A 15,817-nucleotide genomic window follows, 5' to 3' on the forward strand; every position below is an offset into this window, starting at 1 on the left:
TACCAGAATCCGGTTCTTTGTGCTGCAGAGAAGTGGGCAAGCAAAGCATGATTGTATTTTGAATTTCATGCATAAGTAACACGCTCTTATGGAAAACTTCAGTAGTGCGTATAAATAGCATGATTCCATTTATGGGAGGTGACAGATATGAACAAACCGGATAACCGTAAGGATAACGTAGAGCACTTGCAAAACGCTGTTCAAAACACGATTGAAAATTACCGGGAAGCCAAGGATTATCTCGAGGAATTCGGAGATGAAATTCCAGGACAGCAAAAAGCTCAAATCGAGGAAAAAAACGAACGCCGTAAACATAGCATTTCCGGATTCAGAGAAGAAATTCAAGATGAATCCAAACACCAGCAAAACTCATAAATATGATTTCTTGGAGGTTAACATATGACAGACCAAGATCCACAGGAGCTTCTTAAGCAAAAACACGAGCTGGATGAGCAAAAAAGGCAGTTCACCCATTTTTCACGTGCTGTATCCGGCCCAGGTGAGGTAGAAGCAGGTCAGGAATTCAGTCATGACCGCGTACCTGATGATCAAAACCGTATGAAATCTGTCGAGAACAAACGTGCTTGATCCCAAACAACTAAAATAAGGCTATATGAATAAGCTGATCCTTTTCTGGATCGGCTTATTTGTTTTGCTTAAAACTAATGACGATTCATTTGCAAACGTAGTGACAATTATTATAGACTATTTCCTATCGGTTAAATGTCCAAGGGGGAAAAGGAATGAATCAAAGGAACACGCAAAAATCAAACAAACTGAAAATCATCTCGAAAGTGTTATTGATTATGATTGGGGCTTTTATAACTTCATATGGTCTTGAAGCCGTATTAATTCCCAACAATGTCTCAGATGGTGGTGTAACAGGTCTGAGCATCGTTGGTTCAAAACTGTTTGGTTTACCGTTAGGGATGCTGATTGGTGTAATCAACATTCCATTTGTCTGGTTAGGCTATAAACAAATAGGTAAAAGCTTTGCGATTTATTCCATTATCGGTATTGCCTCGCTAGCGGTTGGTACAAGCCTTATGCACCATGTACCAACGATTATACAAGGAGATACATTGTTAATTACCGTTGTGGGCGGGATTATCATCGGTTTTGGTATGGGTTTGGCATTGCGCAATGGCGGGGCATTGGATGGAATCGATATGTTGGCGGTCCTGCTTTCGCGCAAATTACCATTTGGAACCAGTGATCTGATCTTATTTTTGAACATGTTTGTTTTTATTGTTGTTTCGACCGTATTTGGTCTGCAGGGGGCTATTCTGTCGGCACTTGCATATTACATCGCTTCCAAAGTAATTCATATTGTTGAAGAAGGATTGAGCGGCTCCAAAACGTTTAAAATCATCACAAATCAACCTGAAATTATGGTCGAAACCATTCGTGACCGTTTGGGTCGTGGAGCAACGTACACCGATGCATACGGCGGTTACTCCAATGAACAATTCAAAGAAATTACTTGTGTAATCAACCGTATGGAAGAAAGCAAGATCAAGGATATTATTCATGAAATTGACCCCAATGCGTTTATTGTAGTCTATGATGTAGCCGAAGTTAAGGGCGGGAATTTCAAAAAGAAAGATATCCATTAATCACTAAAATAATGCGTTGGCAGAGGGATTCTCTCGTCAGCGTATTTTTTGTTGAATCTTAGTAAAAGATAACTACTTAATTTATGTTGCAAACTATACAATTATAGGTTAGATTTAATGTAGAATTTTGTTGTATTTACAACAAAAAGAGTATGGTGTTTTCTTATCACAAAGTATGATAAGTAGTCCAGAGACATCATTAAAGGAGAGATACCCCGTGAATGTAAGAATGGTACGATGCAGTCTTAAAGATTTAGAAATGCTTCAGGAAATCAGTATTGAAACATTCAAAGATACATTTCAAGCACAGAATTCTCCTGAAAACATGAAAGCTTATTTGGAAAAAGCATTTAACACTAAACAGTTGGAGAGGGAATTATCCAATACCCATTCAGAAATCTATTTTATCTATTTCAATGAAGATCTCGCTGGATATTTAAAAGTAAATATAAATGAGGCCCAGTCCGAAAAAATGGGTGAAGACTCACTTGAGATTGAAAGAATTTATATAAAAACCAGCTTTCAAAAACATGGGCTAGGTAAATATTTGCTTAATCAAGCTATAGAGATTGCCATGGAACATCATAAGAATACCATTTGGCTTGGAGTCTGGGAAAAAAATGATAATGCCATTGCCTTTTACAGGAGAATGGGATTTATTCAAACGGGTGAACACTCGTTTTATATGGGGGATGAAGAACAAACGGATTTCATTATGGTCAAAAAATTGTAGTTGACCTAGAGTTGAATCGAGGTAGTACGGTAATAACATGTTTTAGTCTGAAGAACATTATTGAAGGGGGGAATAAGATCATGAGTAAGGACATTTTTGAAAGAGACCGTTCAGGTGAAGTGATTTCTATTAATGACCCTGAGTTTTATAAAATTGGTGAAGCTATTGAACGTGCACAAAAGCTGATTGCAGAATTGAATACGGGGTATCATAGCACAAACCAGGTTAGAGACCTGTTCAGCCAATTGACAGGAGCAATGGTTGATGAAACGTTTGAGTTGTTGCCACCGTTTTATACAGATTATGGTCAAAATATCCGAGTGGGTAAAAACGTATTTATCAACCAAGGTTGTACGTTCATGGATCGTGGTGGCATAATTATTGAAGATCATGTTTTGATTGCTCCCAAAGTCAATCTCGTGACGATTAATCATCCTATTGCGCCCTCCCAAAGGAGATCCACCGTTTCAACCCCCATCGTCATCAAAAATGGGGTCTGGATTGGCATTGCGGCAACCATCATGCCAGGTGTAACCGTCGGTGAAAATTCCATTATATCGGCAGGGGCAGTGGTGACAAAAGACGTACCTGCCAATACCATCGTGGCTGGTATACCTGCAAAAGTGATCAAAACAATTGAAGAATAACAAGTTAAAACAAAAGCCTAAAGTCAACAAACTTTAGGCTTTTAGTAGTTAGTATGCAGTTGTTAACGGGTAACAAAGTTCCCGATTTTATTGGTTTTATGAATTTCTTCTGTTCCAGCTTCCAGTGCAGTCTTGTAGTAGGAACATTTATGTTCGATAACTTCCATGGTTCTTTTCAGTTCTTCCATCTGTGCTTGTACACTTGCCTTACGTTCCGTAAACATGTCATATCGTTCCTGTAAGGTGGAATCGCCCTCGGCACACCATTCAATGAAATCTTTAATATCCTTAATCGGCATCCCCGTAGATTTCAGACATTGTATGATTTTTAAAAAGTCTATGTCTGACTCTTTAAACTTTCGTGTTCCGCTTGGGGTACGTTCTACAAAAGGCATGAGTCCTTCCTTGTCGTAGTAACGCAAGGTATACACGGTAAGATTCAATTCGTTTGCAACTTCACTGATCGAATACGTCATTGAATTTCTCCTTTGCACACTTACTTAGACTTCGAGTTAACTCTAGAATCTTACGGAATTTTACCACGCTGTATTAGAGCTGTCAAAGCCTCTTGAACATCAATTTTTATAAAAGATATTTGACCTAGAGTTAACTAGAGGGATTAAGATAGCTTTGCGAGAGAAAAATCATTCTCTTGGAAAATGAAACTTTAGGAGGCTTTCTTTATGATAACTGCAAAAGCACGAGCTGTAGATGGTCCGGACCAATCGTTCCGGGCGGCTGAGATTAATCGACGCGATCTTGACTCTCATGATGTCCTGATCGAAATTAAATATGCTGGCATATGCCACTCTGATATTCATACGGCACATGGCGAATGGGGCCCAGTAAACTATCCCCTCGTACCTGGACATGAGATCGCAGGGATTGTCACAGAAATCGGACCCGAAGTTACGAAGTACAAGGTTGGTGACCGAGTAGGAGTGGGATGCATGGTGGACTCCTGTGGTGAATGTGAAAACTGCCGCCGAGGAGAAGAGCAATACTGCCTCAAAGGAAATATTCCTACCTACGCAGGTGTGGACAAGTACGGCGAACCTACCCAAGGCGGGTATTCCACTCACATTGTCGTGACTGAAGGTTTCATTGTTCGTATTCCTGACAACATCGAGCTTGATGCGGCTGCACCACTACTTTGCGCAGGTATTACAACATATTCGCCGCTGCACCATTGGGGAGCTGGACCTGGTAAGAAAGTAGCTGTTGTTGGTATGGGCGGTCTTGGCCATATGGCGGTCAAAATCGCACATGCCATGGGTGCAGAGGTAACGGTTCTGTCACAATCCCTGAAGAAGAAGGAGGATGGCTTGCAATTTGGAGCAGATCATTACTACGCTACAAGTGAGCCAGAAACCTTCGAAAAACTTGCGGGCTCCTTTGATTTAATTATTAACACCGTAAGTGCGAATATTGACATTAATGCTTATTTTGCACTACTCACTCTGGATGGTACTCTGGTTAACGTGGGTGCTCCGGGGGAACCGTTGGCAGTGAACGTAATGTCCCTTATCGGTCATCGTCGTTCGTTCGCAGGATCAATGATTGGCGGCATCCGCGAGACACAGGAAATGCTTGATTTCTGTGCAGAACATGACATTGTGCCTCAGATCGAAGTCATCTCAGCCGACCAAATTGACGAAGCGTATAAACGTGTATTAGCTTCCGATGTGAAGTACAGATTCGTAATTGACACCAGCACAATTTAATTGCAGTCATATCGTATGATTAGGCAAACCAGAACCTTCTGGTTTGCCTTCTTTATTTTTATGATCGCGAGTGGACATATTTATATTAATTCCTTTTGAATTTATACCGATTAAGGTTACCTGTTTTAGTTGGATGATGGATCACTGAACATGTCCTTTTGATTTCTTTTTCGGAAACTTCTCGGTGATTCACCGACCGTTTTGGTAAAAAGAATTGTAAAGTAGTTCGGATTGTCGTAGCCGACCAGCTTGGCAATTTCCCACACTTTTTTCTTGGTTGAGACCAACAACCGGGTCGCTTCTCCCATTCTTCGCTGGATCAAGTAATGGTAGGGTGAAGTGCCATAGCAGTTTTTGTACATATGGATCAGGTAGTAGAAATCGATATGGAACTGATCTGCCAGATCCTTCAGCTTGATATTTTGCCTGTAGTTCGTATCCAGATAATCTTTAATGCTGTTGGCAAGTGTATTGCTCCGAACGATCTCGCCCGCCGTATGCTGATAACGTGACATACGATCGATGATCACCAGCACGGCATTCAGCAGATGATGGGAGACAGAGTCATAGCCTTCTTCCCGAATTGAAAATTCATTGAACATGGTCTGCATTAATGAACGGATTTCTTCTGAATAACGGTTTGCACGAACGACTGGCTCACTGCCGGGAGGAACGACCCAATCCTTATTTCCTCGGGTACCCTCTTTAAAGCGAAAGCCGCAATAAAAAGTTGATAATGGGAATTCCGGGTCCGATCTCTCCTCGTGAAGTGTGCCTTTGTTATAAATGAGAAGGTCTCCTTTTTGAACGGAGTGCTTCGTCCCATCAATCGTGAACGAGCCTTGGCCCTCATTCACGTATATGATCTCATGTAAGTCGTCATGTTTATGGGTCGGAAAACTCCAATGGGGATTGTCTGCCAACTTCCCTACATAAATAATGATGCAATCTTGATCTTCATGCAGTCGGTCGGATTCATGGCGTGTATTCATTAATGTCTTCCCTTCAAGATTCTGTGGTGAAATGACAATATTCATAATGTTTTGAGTGAAGACCACAACAACCTTGATTGTCGTCTAACATGTCTGACAGTACAATTTCACTATTCATTAATATGTACTATATAACGAAACTGGAGGGATGAGAAAGCGAAATTTGCTTGGGAAGAGAAACACTTGAGAAATTGAAACGCTTGCAACATTAGAAAGAATGGTGAGGGCTTATTCATGACTAGAAAAAGAGATAATTTACTTATTTTAACACTTACACTTGTTAGCTTTGTATTGGGAACAACCGAATACGTGATCGTGGGCGTATTGAAGGAAATCGAAACCTACATGAAAGTTTCATTGGCTGCTGCAGGCGCGCTCGTCTCCGGCTTCGCTATCGCTTATGCGATCGGGACGCCGTTTGCCGTTGCTTTCCTGGCCAAAATATCCCGAAGAAATTCCATTTTGATCGGGTTTGCCATCGTGCTGGCATTGAACCTGCTAACCGTATTCTCAACAACGTTCTTTTCCTTGATGGTTATTCGTATCGTATCGGCCGTTGCATGCGGACTTACGATATCGCTTTCGATTTCGATTGCAAGCGACGCAGTCAACAAGGAGCGAAGAGGGGAAGCCATTGCCTGGATTCTGGGCGGATTTTCTATTGCCAATGTGCTTGGCGTCCCACTCGGCACCTTCATCGGACAGCATCTGAACTGGTCCATGACGTTCGTCGTTACAGCATGTATCGGTGTCGTGCCTTTTGCGTTCATGTTCCGTATTCTCCCGCGGCAAACGACAACCATTGTCGGTACATTTAGTGATCAGATGGCTCTCTTTATGAAGCCACGAATATTACTGGCATGCTTGATTCCAGTCCTTGGAAACAGCAGTATCTTCGTGATCTTTACGTATATCACCCCATTGTTGGAGGGATCCATGGGTGTATCCACACGTTGGATCAGCGCCGTACTTCTCATCTATGGCGTCTGCAGCATACTTAGCAACTGGATCGGTGCCAAAATAGCCAAAGGAGATTTTCTATCCAAACTTAAATGGCTTTTCTTAATACAAGCGGCCATCTTTCTAGGGCTCAGCTTCACCGTATCCCATCTATGGCTTGGCTTGGCGTTCCTGTTCCTGGTCGGATGCCTGTCATCCTCCATGAGCGCTGCGTCTCAACTATATTTATTCGATGTATCAGGAGCAATAGCACCGAATTCAAAACCGTTTGCGTCCACATTGCTGCCGGTGGCGGCAAATGTGGGTATTGCGCTCGGCTCCGGAATCGGCGGATTTGCCGTTGATTTGGGCGGCGTGGAGTGGGTACCTCCGGTAGCTGTAGTTCTAGCTTTGCTGGCTTTTGGGGTTACAGCGATATGCCAGCGTTCCATTCAATTAAATCCAGACATAGCAACTGCCCCTAAAGTGGATTACACCATTCCAAGTACCCATTAGTTGGCGAGATATTGGACAGCACCTGTAGTTAAGGTGTTCATGATCAGCAGCAGTTGAGGTCCTGCGTAATTGAAATTTAAGCCGGATGTATGCATCTTCAGTATACATCCGGCTTTTTGTTCCCTGAACGTTACAATACCCAAGTCCAAAGGTCTTTGAATGGGATTCGACTACCGACCGAAAAGAGCTTCATGTTAGAACCTACTTGACACCCTGTGATTTTTGCGTTAAATTACATGCATGCGCATGCTTTTATTAAGGGGTACACCATCCGGCCGGTGATGCAAAAAAACAAGCCGACGCATATAAAAGCAGATGCACTGCAACAAATCTGAACTCGAGATTGGTTTATGAGTCCAGATCCTTTCAAATAATGGGGTCAGCTTCAGGTTTTACAGAGATGGAAGCTGTGCAGTAAGTGAAAATTCTGTGGTACTTATCCTGTATTCTTTAAAGATAAGAGAGGGCTCGGAATGTTTTGGTGGATGTTATTATTCGTTATCATCGTTTTTTTTGCAGTTGGACGTCAATTGTGGCCTTTACCAAACCTTAAACATGTAGATTATCATGACTTTTTGAACAGACGAGCTGAATTTGGTGACTATAAGATCATAGATATCCGGGATGCATTTGAGTATTGGACTGAGCCTACAGCCGGGACGATTAATATCTCGCTAGGACGTCTTCCTTTTGTTTGGGAAAAGCATCTTGTGCCTGATGATCATGTAATGATAATGCCTACGGGGATATTCAAATCCAAAAAAGCTGCACGAATATTGCGAAAGCAAGGATTCCAATTTATCTACGTCATTAAATAAAGGATTACACAACTATAGGTACTGGAGGATTACTCATGAAAGATTTATTTAGTCCATACAAAATTAAAAATCTGGAATTGAAAAACCGTATTGTGATGCCGCCAATGTGTCAATATTCGGTTGATCAAAAAGATGGTATTGCGACAGATTGGCATTACCTGCACTATGTGAGTCGTGCGATAGGTGGTGCTGGATTAATTATCATTGAAATGACAGATGTAGAGCCAGACGGACGCATATCCGACTTCGATCTTGGGTTGTGGTCGGATGAGCAGATCCCGGCTTTGAAACGTATCGTAGATGCGTGTCATAGTTACGGTGCAAAAGTGGGGATTCAGATTGCACACGCCGGACGAAAGGCAGAAGATGCAGAAGTTCCTGTAGCGCCATCTGCCATTGCGTTTGATGAAAATTCAAAACAGCCTCGTACGCTTACAACAGAAGAAGTTAAAGAGCAGGTGGAAAAATTCCGTACTGCCGTAGCACGTGCTGTCAAGGCTGGTTTTGATACTATTGAGATTCATGGAGCACACGGCTATTTGATTCATCAGTTCCATTCTCCGCTTACAAATAAACGGGATGATGAATACGGGAAGGACCTTACCCGATTTGGTCGGGAGATCATTCATGCGGCCAAATCCGAAATGCCTGAAGATATGCCACTTTTAATGCGTATTTCAGCAAAGGAATATGTTGAGGGTGGATATGGCATTCATGAAAGCATAGCTTTTGCCAAGGATTATCAAAAAGCGGGGGTAGACATGTTCGATATTTCCTCCGGTGGTGAGGGGCCAATTGCTGCATGGGGTAGACCAGGAACGCATGCAGCTTATCAAGTGCCTTTAGCTAAAGATATTAAACAAGCTCTTGATATTCCAGTGATGGCTGTTGGGAGACTTGACGATCCAACGTTAGCTAACGCTGTCATCGGAAATGAAGATGCTGATTTGGTTGCTATTGGAAGAGGAATGCTTAGAAACCCTTACTGGGCCTTAGAAGCGGCAACCAATTTGAGAAAAGAAACCGAAATTCCTAAACAGTATACTACAGGATTCTAAGTGAAGTTAGGTCAACCTCAATATGGTTGGCCTTTTCTCAGTAGGAAACATTAGCAGTTAAGAGTCTTTCGAATGACTATCTAAGTTGTTATATGGTGACACTCTAAATATGATTTTTGCTTGTTTTATGCTGTGTATGTCTCCAGCCATCGAAGTTATAATAACAAAAGCTCTGGTACGGATACCCCGTGAAGGTTATACTTACTATATGCAAATCCATATAAGCCGAGGGCGATAACCGATTGACTAAATACTATGATATAGAACAGGTGAACACTTGATGAATACCCATATGGATAACAAACTTTTAGATCGTTGGCTAAGTTTTAGTGATATTCAGACTAAGATTAATAATAGGTTGGAAAGTGCTTTAGAAGAGAAGTACAGTCTGTCTTTAAAGGAATTCTACGTTCTTTATTTTCTGTCCCAAACCGTTGATAAGAAACTTAGATTGCAGCAATTGCAGGAAATGGTTGGCCTTAGTCAGAGTGCCATATCACGACTTGTCGTGAGAATGGAAGCCCAAAATTGTGGTGCTTTACAACGGCATGTTTGTGAAGATGATCGAAGAGGGGTCTATACCTGCTTAACTGACCTTGGGGAGAAAAAATTCAAACAAGCATTAATTACTTTTAATGAGATCATGCAAACGGCTTGCTTGGAAGACGAGCTTGACGAGCTTCAAAAAGAACTTCACGCATTGATTCAACAAAGTACAACAGAATGATTATGTCTACACAACACAACAATCGTTTCTCGGTATGTAACCTCGGAACGATTGTTTTATTATTTTATCCTCTACTTAGAGTTCGTTTTTCTTTCACTTTCTCGGAATGATATAAAGCGACCCATCTTCGCCATACTCTGCATATGCTATATCCTTCATATTGTCATATCCCTGTTTCTGCATCTCCAACCTTACCTGATCCAGATCAATGTGGCTTCCTCTCATCGACATCTTCAGTAGTTCCCCTTTATCAATCACTGTAATAGCGAAATTATCGGATTGTGTTTCCAAACCCATATCTTGAGCCGTTGGCGGTTCATATTCAGGCTTGCGAAGGACGGATAGAGTTCCGTCTATTTCTAAGACCGCATGTTTCACTTCCTGGAGCGAAAAAACATTCTGTTTGCGAAGCATGGAAAGCAATTGTTTAAACTCAATATCATATTTTTTCATCAAACTTTGATTTACGACTCCATTATCGATTAAGAGGGCAACTCTACCTTCAGCTACGTACCCAAACTTTACAAACCGGGTTGTTGCTTTCTCAAAAAGGTAAGCGAGAGCAGTCCAAACGACCAAGGCGAATAGGAGATGAGTTACTTTGACTTGATCGTCATAGAGCGTATTTCCCACGATTTCGCTTAGTACTAATGAAGTTAGGAAGTCTAACGGTGTAAGTTGACTTAACGTTTTTCTACCCGTGATAAAAGTGATGGCCCAGAGACCAAAAAAGCTAATCACAAGCTTGATAGTTAAATCCATAAACATATTGATATCCCCTCCATTAAAACCAATTCATGAAGAACATTTACCCTGTCGGTTAGTAAAAAAAACATGCATAACTTGGAATGTCCAATTCATCCAAAAATTAATGCAAACCGCTCCTTTTTTTAAACGAAATTTAAGTTTCACATTAAATCAGTGTAAGGTTGGCCGACTATACTTGCATCAGTGCTTCACAATTCATTCGAAGGAGAGATTTATATTTATATCAACCATTCAAGTGCATTAGCTTCAAATCTAGTCAGAATAGCAACTGTCAGCACACTTACTCTGATTTTGGCAGCATGTCCAATCTTAAACACGGGCAGCGCTGCGGCTGCTCCATCTACAGAGTTTACCGTTTCACAAGCCATAGAGGATGTTAAATCCCAGACACCTATTCAATACCGAATTGAAGCCCGGCTAAACGAGAACAATATGACGATAGAGGGGAGCGAATCGATTACTTACAAAAATACGAGCAAGGATACGCTGAAAGAGTTAGTTTTTCATACTTATGCAGATGCCAATCGCTCGAAATCAACACAAACAACCATGTTTGAACGTTCGAATCAAGAGATCAGCAAAGATAATCCTGATAAGAAACCGGAGGACTTTCTAGGCGGGATTGATATTAAGAAGGTGATGACTGACAGTCGAGCTCTTGATTTCAGTAATAAAAACCAAGCCTTGATAGTGAATTTGGAACATCCGATTCAGCCTGGTGAATCCGTTTCTGTTCAAATTCAATTTAACCTGAAGATTCCATACGGCTCACAACGCTTATCGTATTACAAGGATATTATTAATGGGGCTCACTGGTTTCCAGTGGTGTCTGTCTATGACGAGGCCAAGCATGAATGGGACACCAAACCCTATAGTCAAACCTTTGAAACGGATTATTACACTTCCGCGGATTATGAAGTTCAGTTCAATGTTCCCGAACAATATCAGGTCATGATGCCTGGTACGATAACAACACGTGATGATGTCGAGAATGGGCGCAAAGTGGTGTCAGCTGTGGCCCAGAATACGAGGGAGTTTGTTTTCTTTGCCAGCCCGAACTTCAAAGTGGACAGCGTAACCCGTAATGGGCTTACCGTGGAGTATTATTATTTGGACAATCAACCGGGAAAGAAAAAAATCGTTGATGGGTATATTGATCAGGCATTCAAAGCCATCGATTTTTTCAGTGACAAATATGGTAAATACCCTTATCCGGAATTCCGGGTTGTCGAATCGTATGTGGAAGGTGTGGCAATCGAGTATTCAAGAGTCATCCAAATGGGGCAAATCGGACTAAATTCCGATCCGGGACAGGATACCGTATTTATTCATGAAATTGCACATCAGTGGTTCCATGCATTAATCGGAAATAACTCAGAGACAGAGTCTTTCCTGGACGAAGGTTTTGCGGATTTTTCCACGGTATATTTTACCGAGAAGCTGGGCGATAAGCTGCAAGGTTTTAAATCCATTCAATTTGATGAATCCACTGAAGATAAAGCTATCGCTTCGACCAATGAAGAGGTGGGAGACCTGGCAAGCCCGGTCTTTTATAATAAAGGCCGCCAGGCGATATATCAATTGTACCGGTCCGTCGGAGAAGAGCAATTTGATACATTGATGAAAGCATACTTTAAACGTTATGTGTACCAAAACGCTACGATTGACGGACTTCTCCAAACGATAGAAGATGTACTGGGGAAAGAGGCTAGAAGTGACATGAAGCAGGCCCTGTATGAGCCTAACTTTGTGCTGAAGCCTGAGTATCAACTGTCGAATGAGGAAAAAACCGCTTATCTTCATGATCAGTTTCAATCGCTGTATGAATCAGCATTAACGCAGGTTCCGAATCTGCCTTTTGAAACGATGAGCCGTGTGATGCATAAAGCCCTTCAGGGTGAGCCATTAGCCATTGTGATCAGTGATCAGGTGAGCAAGTCAGCGAACAAACAACAGGAACTCATGGTGAACCAACTGACAACTCTTTTCGACTTGAGCGGAGTAAAGTATGATGTGATTCGGGATCGTCAGATTTTGAAGAAAAAAATGAAAAAGGAACTGGCCACCAGCAACGTGATTGTGATTGGTCAAGCGCAATCAAACGGTTGGGTTCAAGCGTTAAAATCCAACATCATGGAACGAGCGGATAAAATCGGTTTTCAATGGAAGAAGAACATGAACCAGCCATCTGCCAATGGAGCCTATGTGATCAAACATCCCTATAATCAGAATCGTTTGATGCTGCACTATTACTGGAATGAAGATCATCTGAATAGTGGGGCCCTTGAATCATACATGATGAATATGCAGAAATCCATCGGATTCACCGACGCTTATTATCAGTACTATGTGTTGGACAAGAAGGGTCAGGTCTCAGAAGATAAAAAAGTGGACAATCCACTTTCGAAATTTTTTGCCGAGAACTAAACCCAAGTCGCCTCTATGGCGACTTTTTTTATTTGAGATCATTTCTGGTTTGTTAAGCTGCTTGACGGGTAATTATAACGTGGATATTTAAATGGTTTAAAAAATAATACATCGTGGAGGACAAGGAAGAATGTTAGGGAAAGCATTGATTGTTAATATACTGCAAATAATAACAATATAATGTGCAAAGACATCTAAAAAGGGACTACAGCAACATCAATAACCAGAAATTGATCCGTATTCGGAGAACACCGAGATGAGGAGGACATATGAAAACAACCAAGGTCTCATTTTTTGCATTATCACTAATTCTGCTTCTAGCGGCAGGGTTATCCGGATGGTCTGAGGATGCGAGTGCAAATTCCAATTCGGGCAAGACGTATGTGATCGGCACGGATATTACATTTGCACCATTTGAATATGAGGATGAAAATGGAAATTATGTGGGCATCGACATGGATTTACTGGATGCGATCGCCAAAGACCAGAACTTCAATTATAAAATTAAAGCCTTGGGATTTAATGCAGCTGTGCAAGCGCTGGAGTCCAATCAGGTGGACGGCGTTATTGCGGGGATGAGCATTACGGATGAACGAAAACAGAAGTTTGATTTTTCAGAATCTTATTATCCATCAGGTGTTGTTATGGGAATTAGCGCAAATAACGATACTGTGAAAAGTTATGAAGATCTTCGAGGCAAAAAGGTTGCCGTGAAAACGGGAACAGAAGGGTACAGCTTTGCTGAATCCATCGCCACCAAATACGGCTTTACGATCGTTCCGTTTGATGATTCTGCGCAAATGTATGACGATGTGAAAACCGGGAACTCCGTAGCCTGTTTTGAAGATCACCCCGTATTGGCCTATGGGGTGAACCAGAATAACGGTTTGAAAATCGTTACCAAGAAAGAAGAGGGAGCCTCCTACGGATTTGCGGTAAGCAAGGGTAAGAATCAGGAATTACTTGAGATGTTTAATACAGGCCTGACGAATATCAAGGCTAACGGTGAATATAAACGCATTAATGAAAAATACCTTGGTGAGAATGCTCCAACTGCCAACCTGGGTCGCTGGGAATTGGTTCAAAAATCCCTGCCAGCCCTGTTCAAAGGTCTGGGGAAGACGCTGCTCTATACCATTATTTCTTTGTTTTTTGCTTTTATTATCGGCTTGATTTTTGGCTTTATGAAGGTAGGACAAAATAAATTCCTTCGTGGAGTTGCAACGGTATTTGTAGATATCTTCCGTGGAATTCCATTGATTGTCCTCGCGTTCTTTATCTATTTCGGGATACCGCAGGCCATGGGCTTTACCATGCCGCTGTTCCTGGCCGCCATTCTGACACTGAGTTTGAATGCAGGGGCTTACGTCACAGAAATTATTCGTGGAGGTATTCAGTCGATTGATCGTGGGCAGATGGAAGCGGCCCGTTCATTGGGTCTTCCTTACCGCAAAGCCATGATGAAGATTGTCATTCCCCAAGCCATACGGGTGATGATTCCTTCGTTTATCAATCAGATGGTCATTACATTGAAAGATACGTCAATCTTGTCTGTCATTGGCCTTGTGGAGTTGACGCAATCCGGTAAAATTGTCATCGCAAGAACGTTTGCTTCTTTTGACATTTGGTTAACCGTTGCGGTCATGTACCTGATTGTCATCATCACATTGACTAAAATTGCTGACTATCTGGAAGTGAGGGTTCGTCGTGGGTAAAATTAAAGTTGAAGGACTGAAGAAAAGCTTTGGGACAAATCAGGTTTTAAAAGGAATCGACATGTCGGTCACCGAAGGTGAAGTGGTCTGTGTGATCGGACCGTCCGGTTCGGGTAAAAGTACATTTTTGCGCTGTATTAATCAGTTAGATGAGATTACAGCTGGACGGGTTATTGTAGATGAGCGGGATCTGAATGATCCCAAAACGAACATTAACAAAGCACGTGAAAATATTGGGATGGTGTTTCAGCATTTTAATCTGTTTCCTCATTTCAGTGTGCTGAAAAACATCATGTTTGCCCCCAGAGAACTTGGGATATTAAAAGAACAGGAAGCACGCGATACAGCGCTGCGTTTACTTGATCGTGTTGGTTTGGCAGATAAAGCAGACAGCTATCCTAATCAACTTTCAGGTGGACAAAAACAGCGGGTGGCTATCGCTCGTGCACTTGCCATGAATCCGGACGTTATGCTATTTGATGAACCGACTTCGGCGCTTGACCCTGAGATGGTGGGCGAGGTTCTTGGGGTAATGAAAGATTTGGCGAGCGAAGGAATGACGATGATCATTGTCACCCATGAGATGGGATTTGCCCGTGAAGTGGCTGATAGGGTTATCTTTATGGACGGTGGTTATATCGTAGAGCAAGGCAATCCTGAGGATATATTCGGAAATCCAAAACATGAGCGGACGATCAGCTTTTTGGAAAAAGTGCTCTAGAGGTTCAACTGGTAAGAACATGGAAAGTCGCTAATTTAGCGGCTTTTTTGCATATGGGGGTAGTACCAGCGTCGCTGATACCACCCGCAAAGTAGCAGAAATTATATCGGGAACTTATTGATAACCTCGTTGTATTCAAACTGTGCATCGGTGATCGCCAACTTTGAATACACTTCCAGCGATTTACGGCTTTCGTGGCCGGAATATGGTTGTATGAGCGCGTCATCGATGCCCTGCTTTTTTAGGCTTTGTGGATGCAGCAAAATAATATTCAAGTAAAGTAGGAAATTCACTCCCAAAAGGCTGTTTGGACAAATCGATCCAGCAGCCTTTTATTTTTGGGGAATCGTTTTTCCGCAAGGCGAACGGTGTCAAAAAGCTGACCGCTTGCCGCAATTCGACCGGCGATGTCAGGG

General features: G+C 42.0%; 16 protein-coding genes. 13 read left to right on the top strand and 3 right to left on the bottom strand.

Going from position 1 to position 15,817, the window contains the following annotated elements; all coding sequences use genetic code 11:
* The first annotated feature begins 147 nt into the window (after positions 1-147).
* The 5 genes from tlp to PPA03S_RS02180 all read left to right on the top strand — a co-directional run bounded on the left by tlp (position 148) and on the right by PPA03S_RS02180 (position 2,996).
* Complete coding sequence (gene tlp, locus PPA03S_RS02160) at positions 148-375, top strand: small acid-soluble spore protein Tlp (protein ID WP_062319331.1); 228 nt, start codon at positions 148-150, stop codon at positions 373-375.
* 24 nt (positions 376-399) lie between these two features.
* The gene (locus PPA03S_RS02165; RefSeq protein ID WP_062319333.1) at positions 400-588 is read left to right on the top strand and encodes a hypothetical protein; all 189 of its coding nucleotides are present in this window, start codon (positions 400-402) and stop codon (positions 586-588) included.
* 155 nt (positions 589-743) lie between these two features.
* Positions 744-1,616: a YitT family protein gene (locus PPA03S_RS02170; RefSeq protein ID WP_062319334.1), complete on the top strand. Its 873-nt coding sequence runs from the start codon at positions 744-746 to the stop codon at positions 1,614-1,616.
* A 229-nt stretch (positions 1,617-1,845) separates the two neighbouring features.
* A complete protein-coding gene (paiA, locus tag PPA03S_RS02175; protein ID WP_411835329.1) occupies positions 1,846-2,349 on the top strand; it encodes a spermidine/spermine N(1)-acetyltransferase in 504 nt (167 codons plus the stop codon).
* Positions 2,350-2,429: 80 nt separating this feature from the next.
* Positions 2,430-2,996 (top strand): sugar O-acetyltransferase, encoded by a 567-nt coding sequence (locus PPA03S_RS02180; protein WP_062319338.1) that lies wholly within the window; start codon positions 2,430-2,432, stop codon positions 2,994-2,996.
* Between the two features lie 62 nt (positions 2,997-3,058).
* Here PPA03S_RS02180 and PPA03S_RS02185 read toward each other — a convergent pair whose 3' ends face one another.
* Positions 3,059-3,472, bottom strand: a complete 414-nt coding sequence (locus PPA03S_RS02185) for a MerR family transcriptional regulator (protein ID WP_062319340.1) — start codon at positions 3,470-3,472, stop codon at positions 3,059-3,061.
* A 207-nt stretch (positions 3,473-3,679) separates the two neighbouring features.
* Here PPA03S_RS02185 and PPA03S_RS02190 point away from each other — a divergent pair, with 207 nt between their 5' ends.
* Complete coding sequence (locus PPA03S_RS02190) at positions 3,680-4,720, top strand: NAD(P)-dependent alcohol dehydrogenase (protein ID WP_062319342.1); 1,041 nt, start codon at positions 3,680-3,682, stop codon at positions 4,718-4,720.
* A 125-nt stretch (positions 4,721-4,845) separates the two neighbouring features.
* Here the strand turns inward: PPA03S_RS02190 and PPA03S_RS02195 are convergent, their stop codons facing one another.
* The gene (locus PPA03S_RS02195; RefSeq protein ID WP_062319344.1) at positions 4,846-5,712 is read right to left on the bottom strand and encodes an AraC family transcriptional regulator; all 867 of its coding nucleotides are present in this window, start codon (positions 5,710-5,712) and stop codon (positions 4,846-4,848) included.
* A 234-nt stretch (positions 5,713-5,946) separates the two neighbouring features.
* On the opposite strand from PPA03S_RS02195, the gene PPA03S_RS02200 reads away from it, so the two are divergent.
* The 4 genes from PPA03S_RS02200 to PPA03S_RS02215 all read left to right on the top strand — a co-directional run bounded on the left by PPA03S_RS02200 (position 5,947) and on the right by PPA03S_RS02215 (position 9,770).
* Entirely contained in the window at positions 5,947-7,167 is a 1,221-nt protein-coding gene (locus PPA03S_RS02200; RefSeq protein WP_068963913.1) for an MFS transporter, read from the top strand.
* A 473-nt stretch (positions 7,168-7,640) separates the two neighbouring features.
* Complete coding sequence (locus PPA03S_RS02205; RefSeq protein WP_062319346.1) at positions 7,641-7,985, top strand: rhodanese-like domain-containing protein; 345 nt, start codon at positions 7,641-7,643, stop codon at positions 7,983-7,985.
* Positions 7,986-8,020: 35 nt separating this feature from the next.
* Positions 8,021-9,043 carry an NADH:flavin oxidoreductase/NADH oxidase gene (locus tag PPA03S_RS02210; RefSeq protein ID WP_062319348.1) on the top strand — a complete coding sequence of 341 codons (1,023 nt, stop codon included), beginning with the start codon at positions 8,021-8,023 and terminating at the stop codon, positions 9,041-9,043.
* Positions 9,044-9,323: 280 nt separating this feature from the next.
* On the top strand, positions 9,324-9,770 hold the full coding sequence (locus PPA03S_RS02215) for a MarR family winged helix-turn-helix transcriptional regulator (RefSeq protein WP_062319349.1): 447 nt from the start codon (positions 9,324-9,326) through the stop codon (positions 9,768-9,770).
* A gap of 93 nt (positions 9,771-9,863) precedes the next feature.
* Here the strand turns inward: PPA03S_RS02215 and PPA03S_RS02220 are convergent, their stop codons facing one another.
* Positions 9,864-10,538 carry a DUF421 domain-containing protein gene (locus PPA03S_RS02220; RefSeq protein WP_245683488.1) on the bottom strand — a complete coding sequence of 225 codons (675 nt, stop codon included), beginning with the start codon at positions 10,536-10,538 and terminating at the stop codon, positions 9,864-9,866.
* Positions 10,539-10,829: 291 nt separating this feature from the next.
* Between PPA03S_RS02220 and PPA03S_RS02225 the strand changes: the two genes are divergently transcribed.
* The 3 genes from PPA03S_RS02225 to PPA03S_RS02235 all read left to right on the top strand — a co-directional run bounded on the left by PPA03S_RS02225 (position 10,830) and on the right by PPA03S_RS02235 (position 15,401).
* Positions 10,830-12,965 carry a M1 family metallopeptidase gene (locus PPA03S_RS02225; RefSeq protein ID WP_245683489.1) on the top strand — a complete coding sequence of 712 codons (2,136 nt, stop codon included), beginning with the start codon at positions 10,830-10,832 and terminating at the stop codon, positions 12,963-12,965.
* A gap of 269 nt (positions 12,966-13,234) precedes the next feature.
* Positions 13,235-14,680, top strand: a complete 1,446-nt coding sequence (locus PPA03S_RS02230) for an amino acid ABC transporter substrate-binding protein/permease (protein WP_062319353.1) — start codon at positions 13,235-13,237, stop codon at positions 14,678-14,680.
* Positions 14,673-15,401, top strand: a complete 729-nt coding sequence (locus tag PPA03S_RS02235) for an amino acid ABC transporter ATP-binding protein (RefSeq protein ID WP_062319355.1) — start codon at positions 14,673-14,675, stop codon at positions 15,399-15,401. Before PPA03S_RS02230 ends, PPA03S_RS02235 begins: the two co-directional genes overlap by 8 nt.
* Positions 15,402-15,817 lie beyond the last annotated feature (416 nt).

The sequence above is a fragment of the Paenibacillus pabuli NBRC 13638 genome (assembly GCF_001514495.1).
In the GTDB taxonomy this organism is placed as follows: domain Bacteria; phylum Bacillota; class Bacilli; order Paenibacillales; family Paenibacillaceae; genus Paenibacillus; species Paenibacillus pabuli.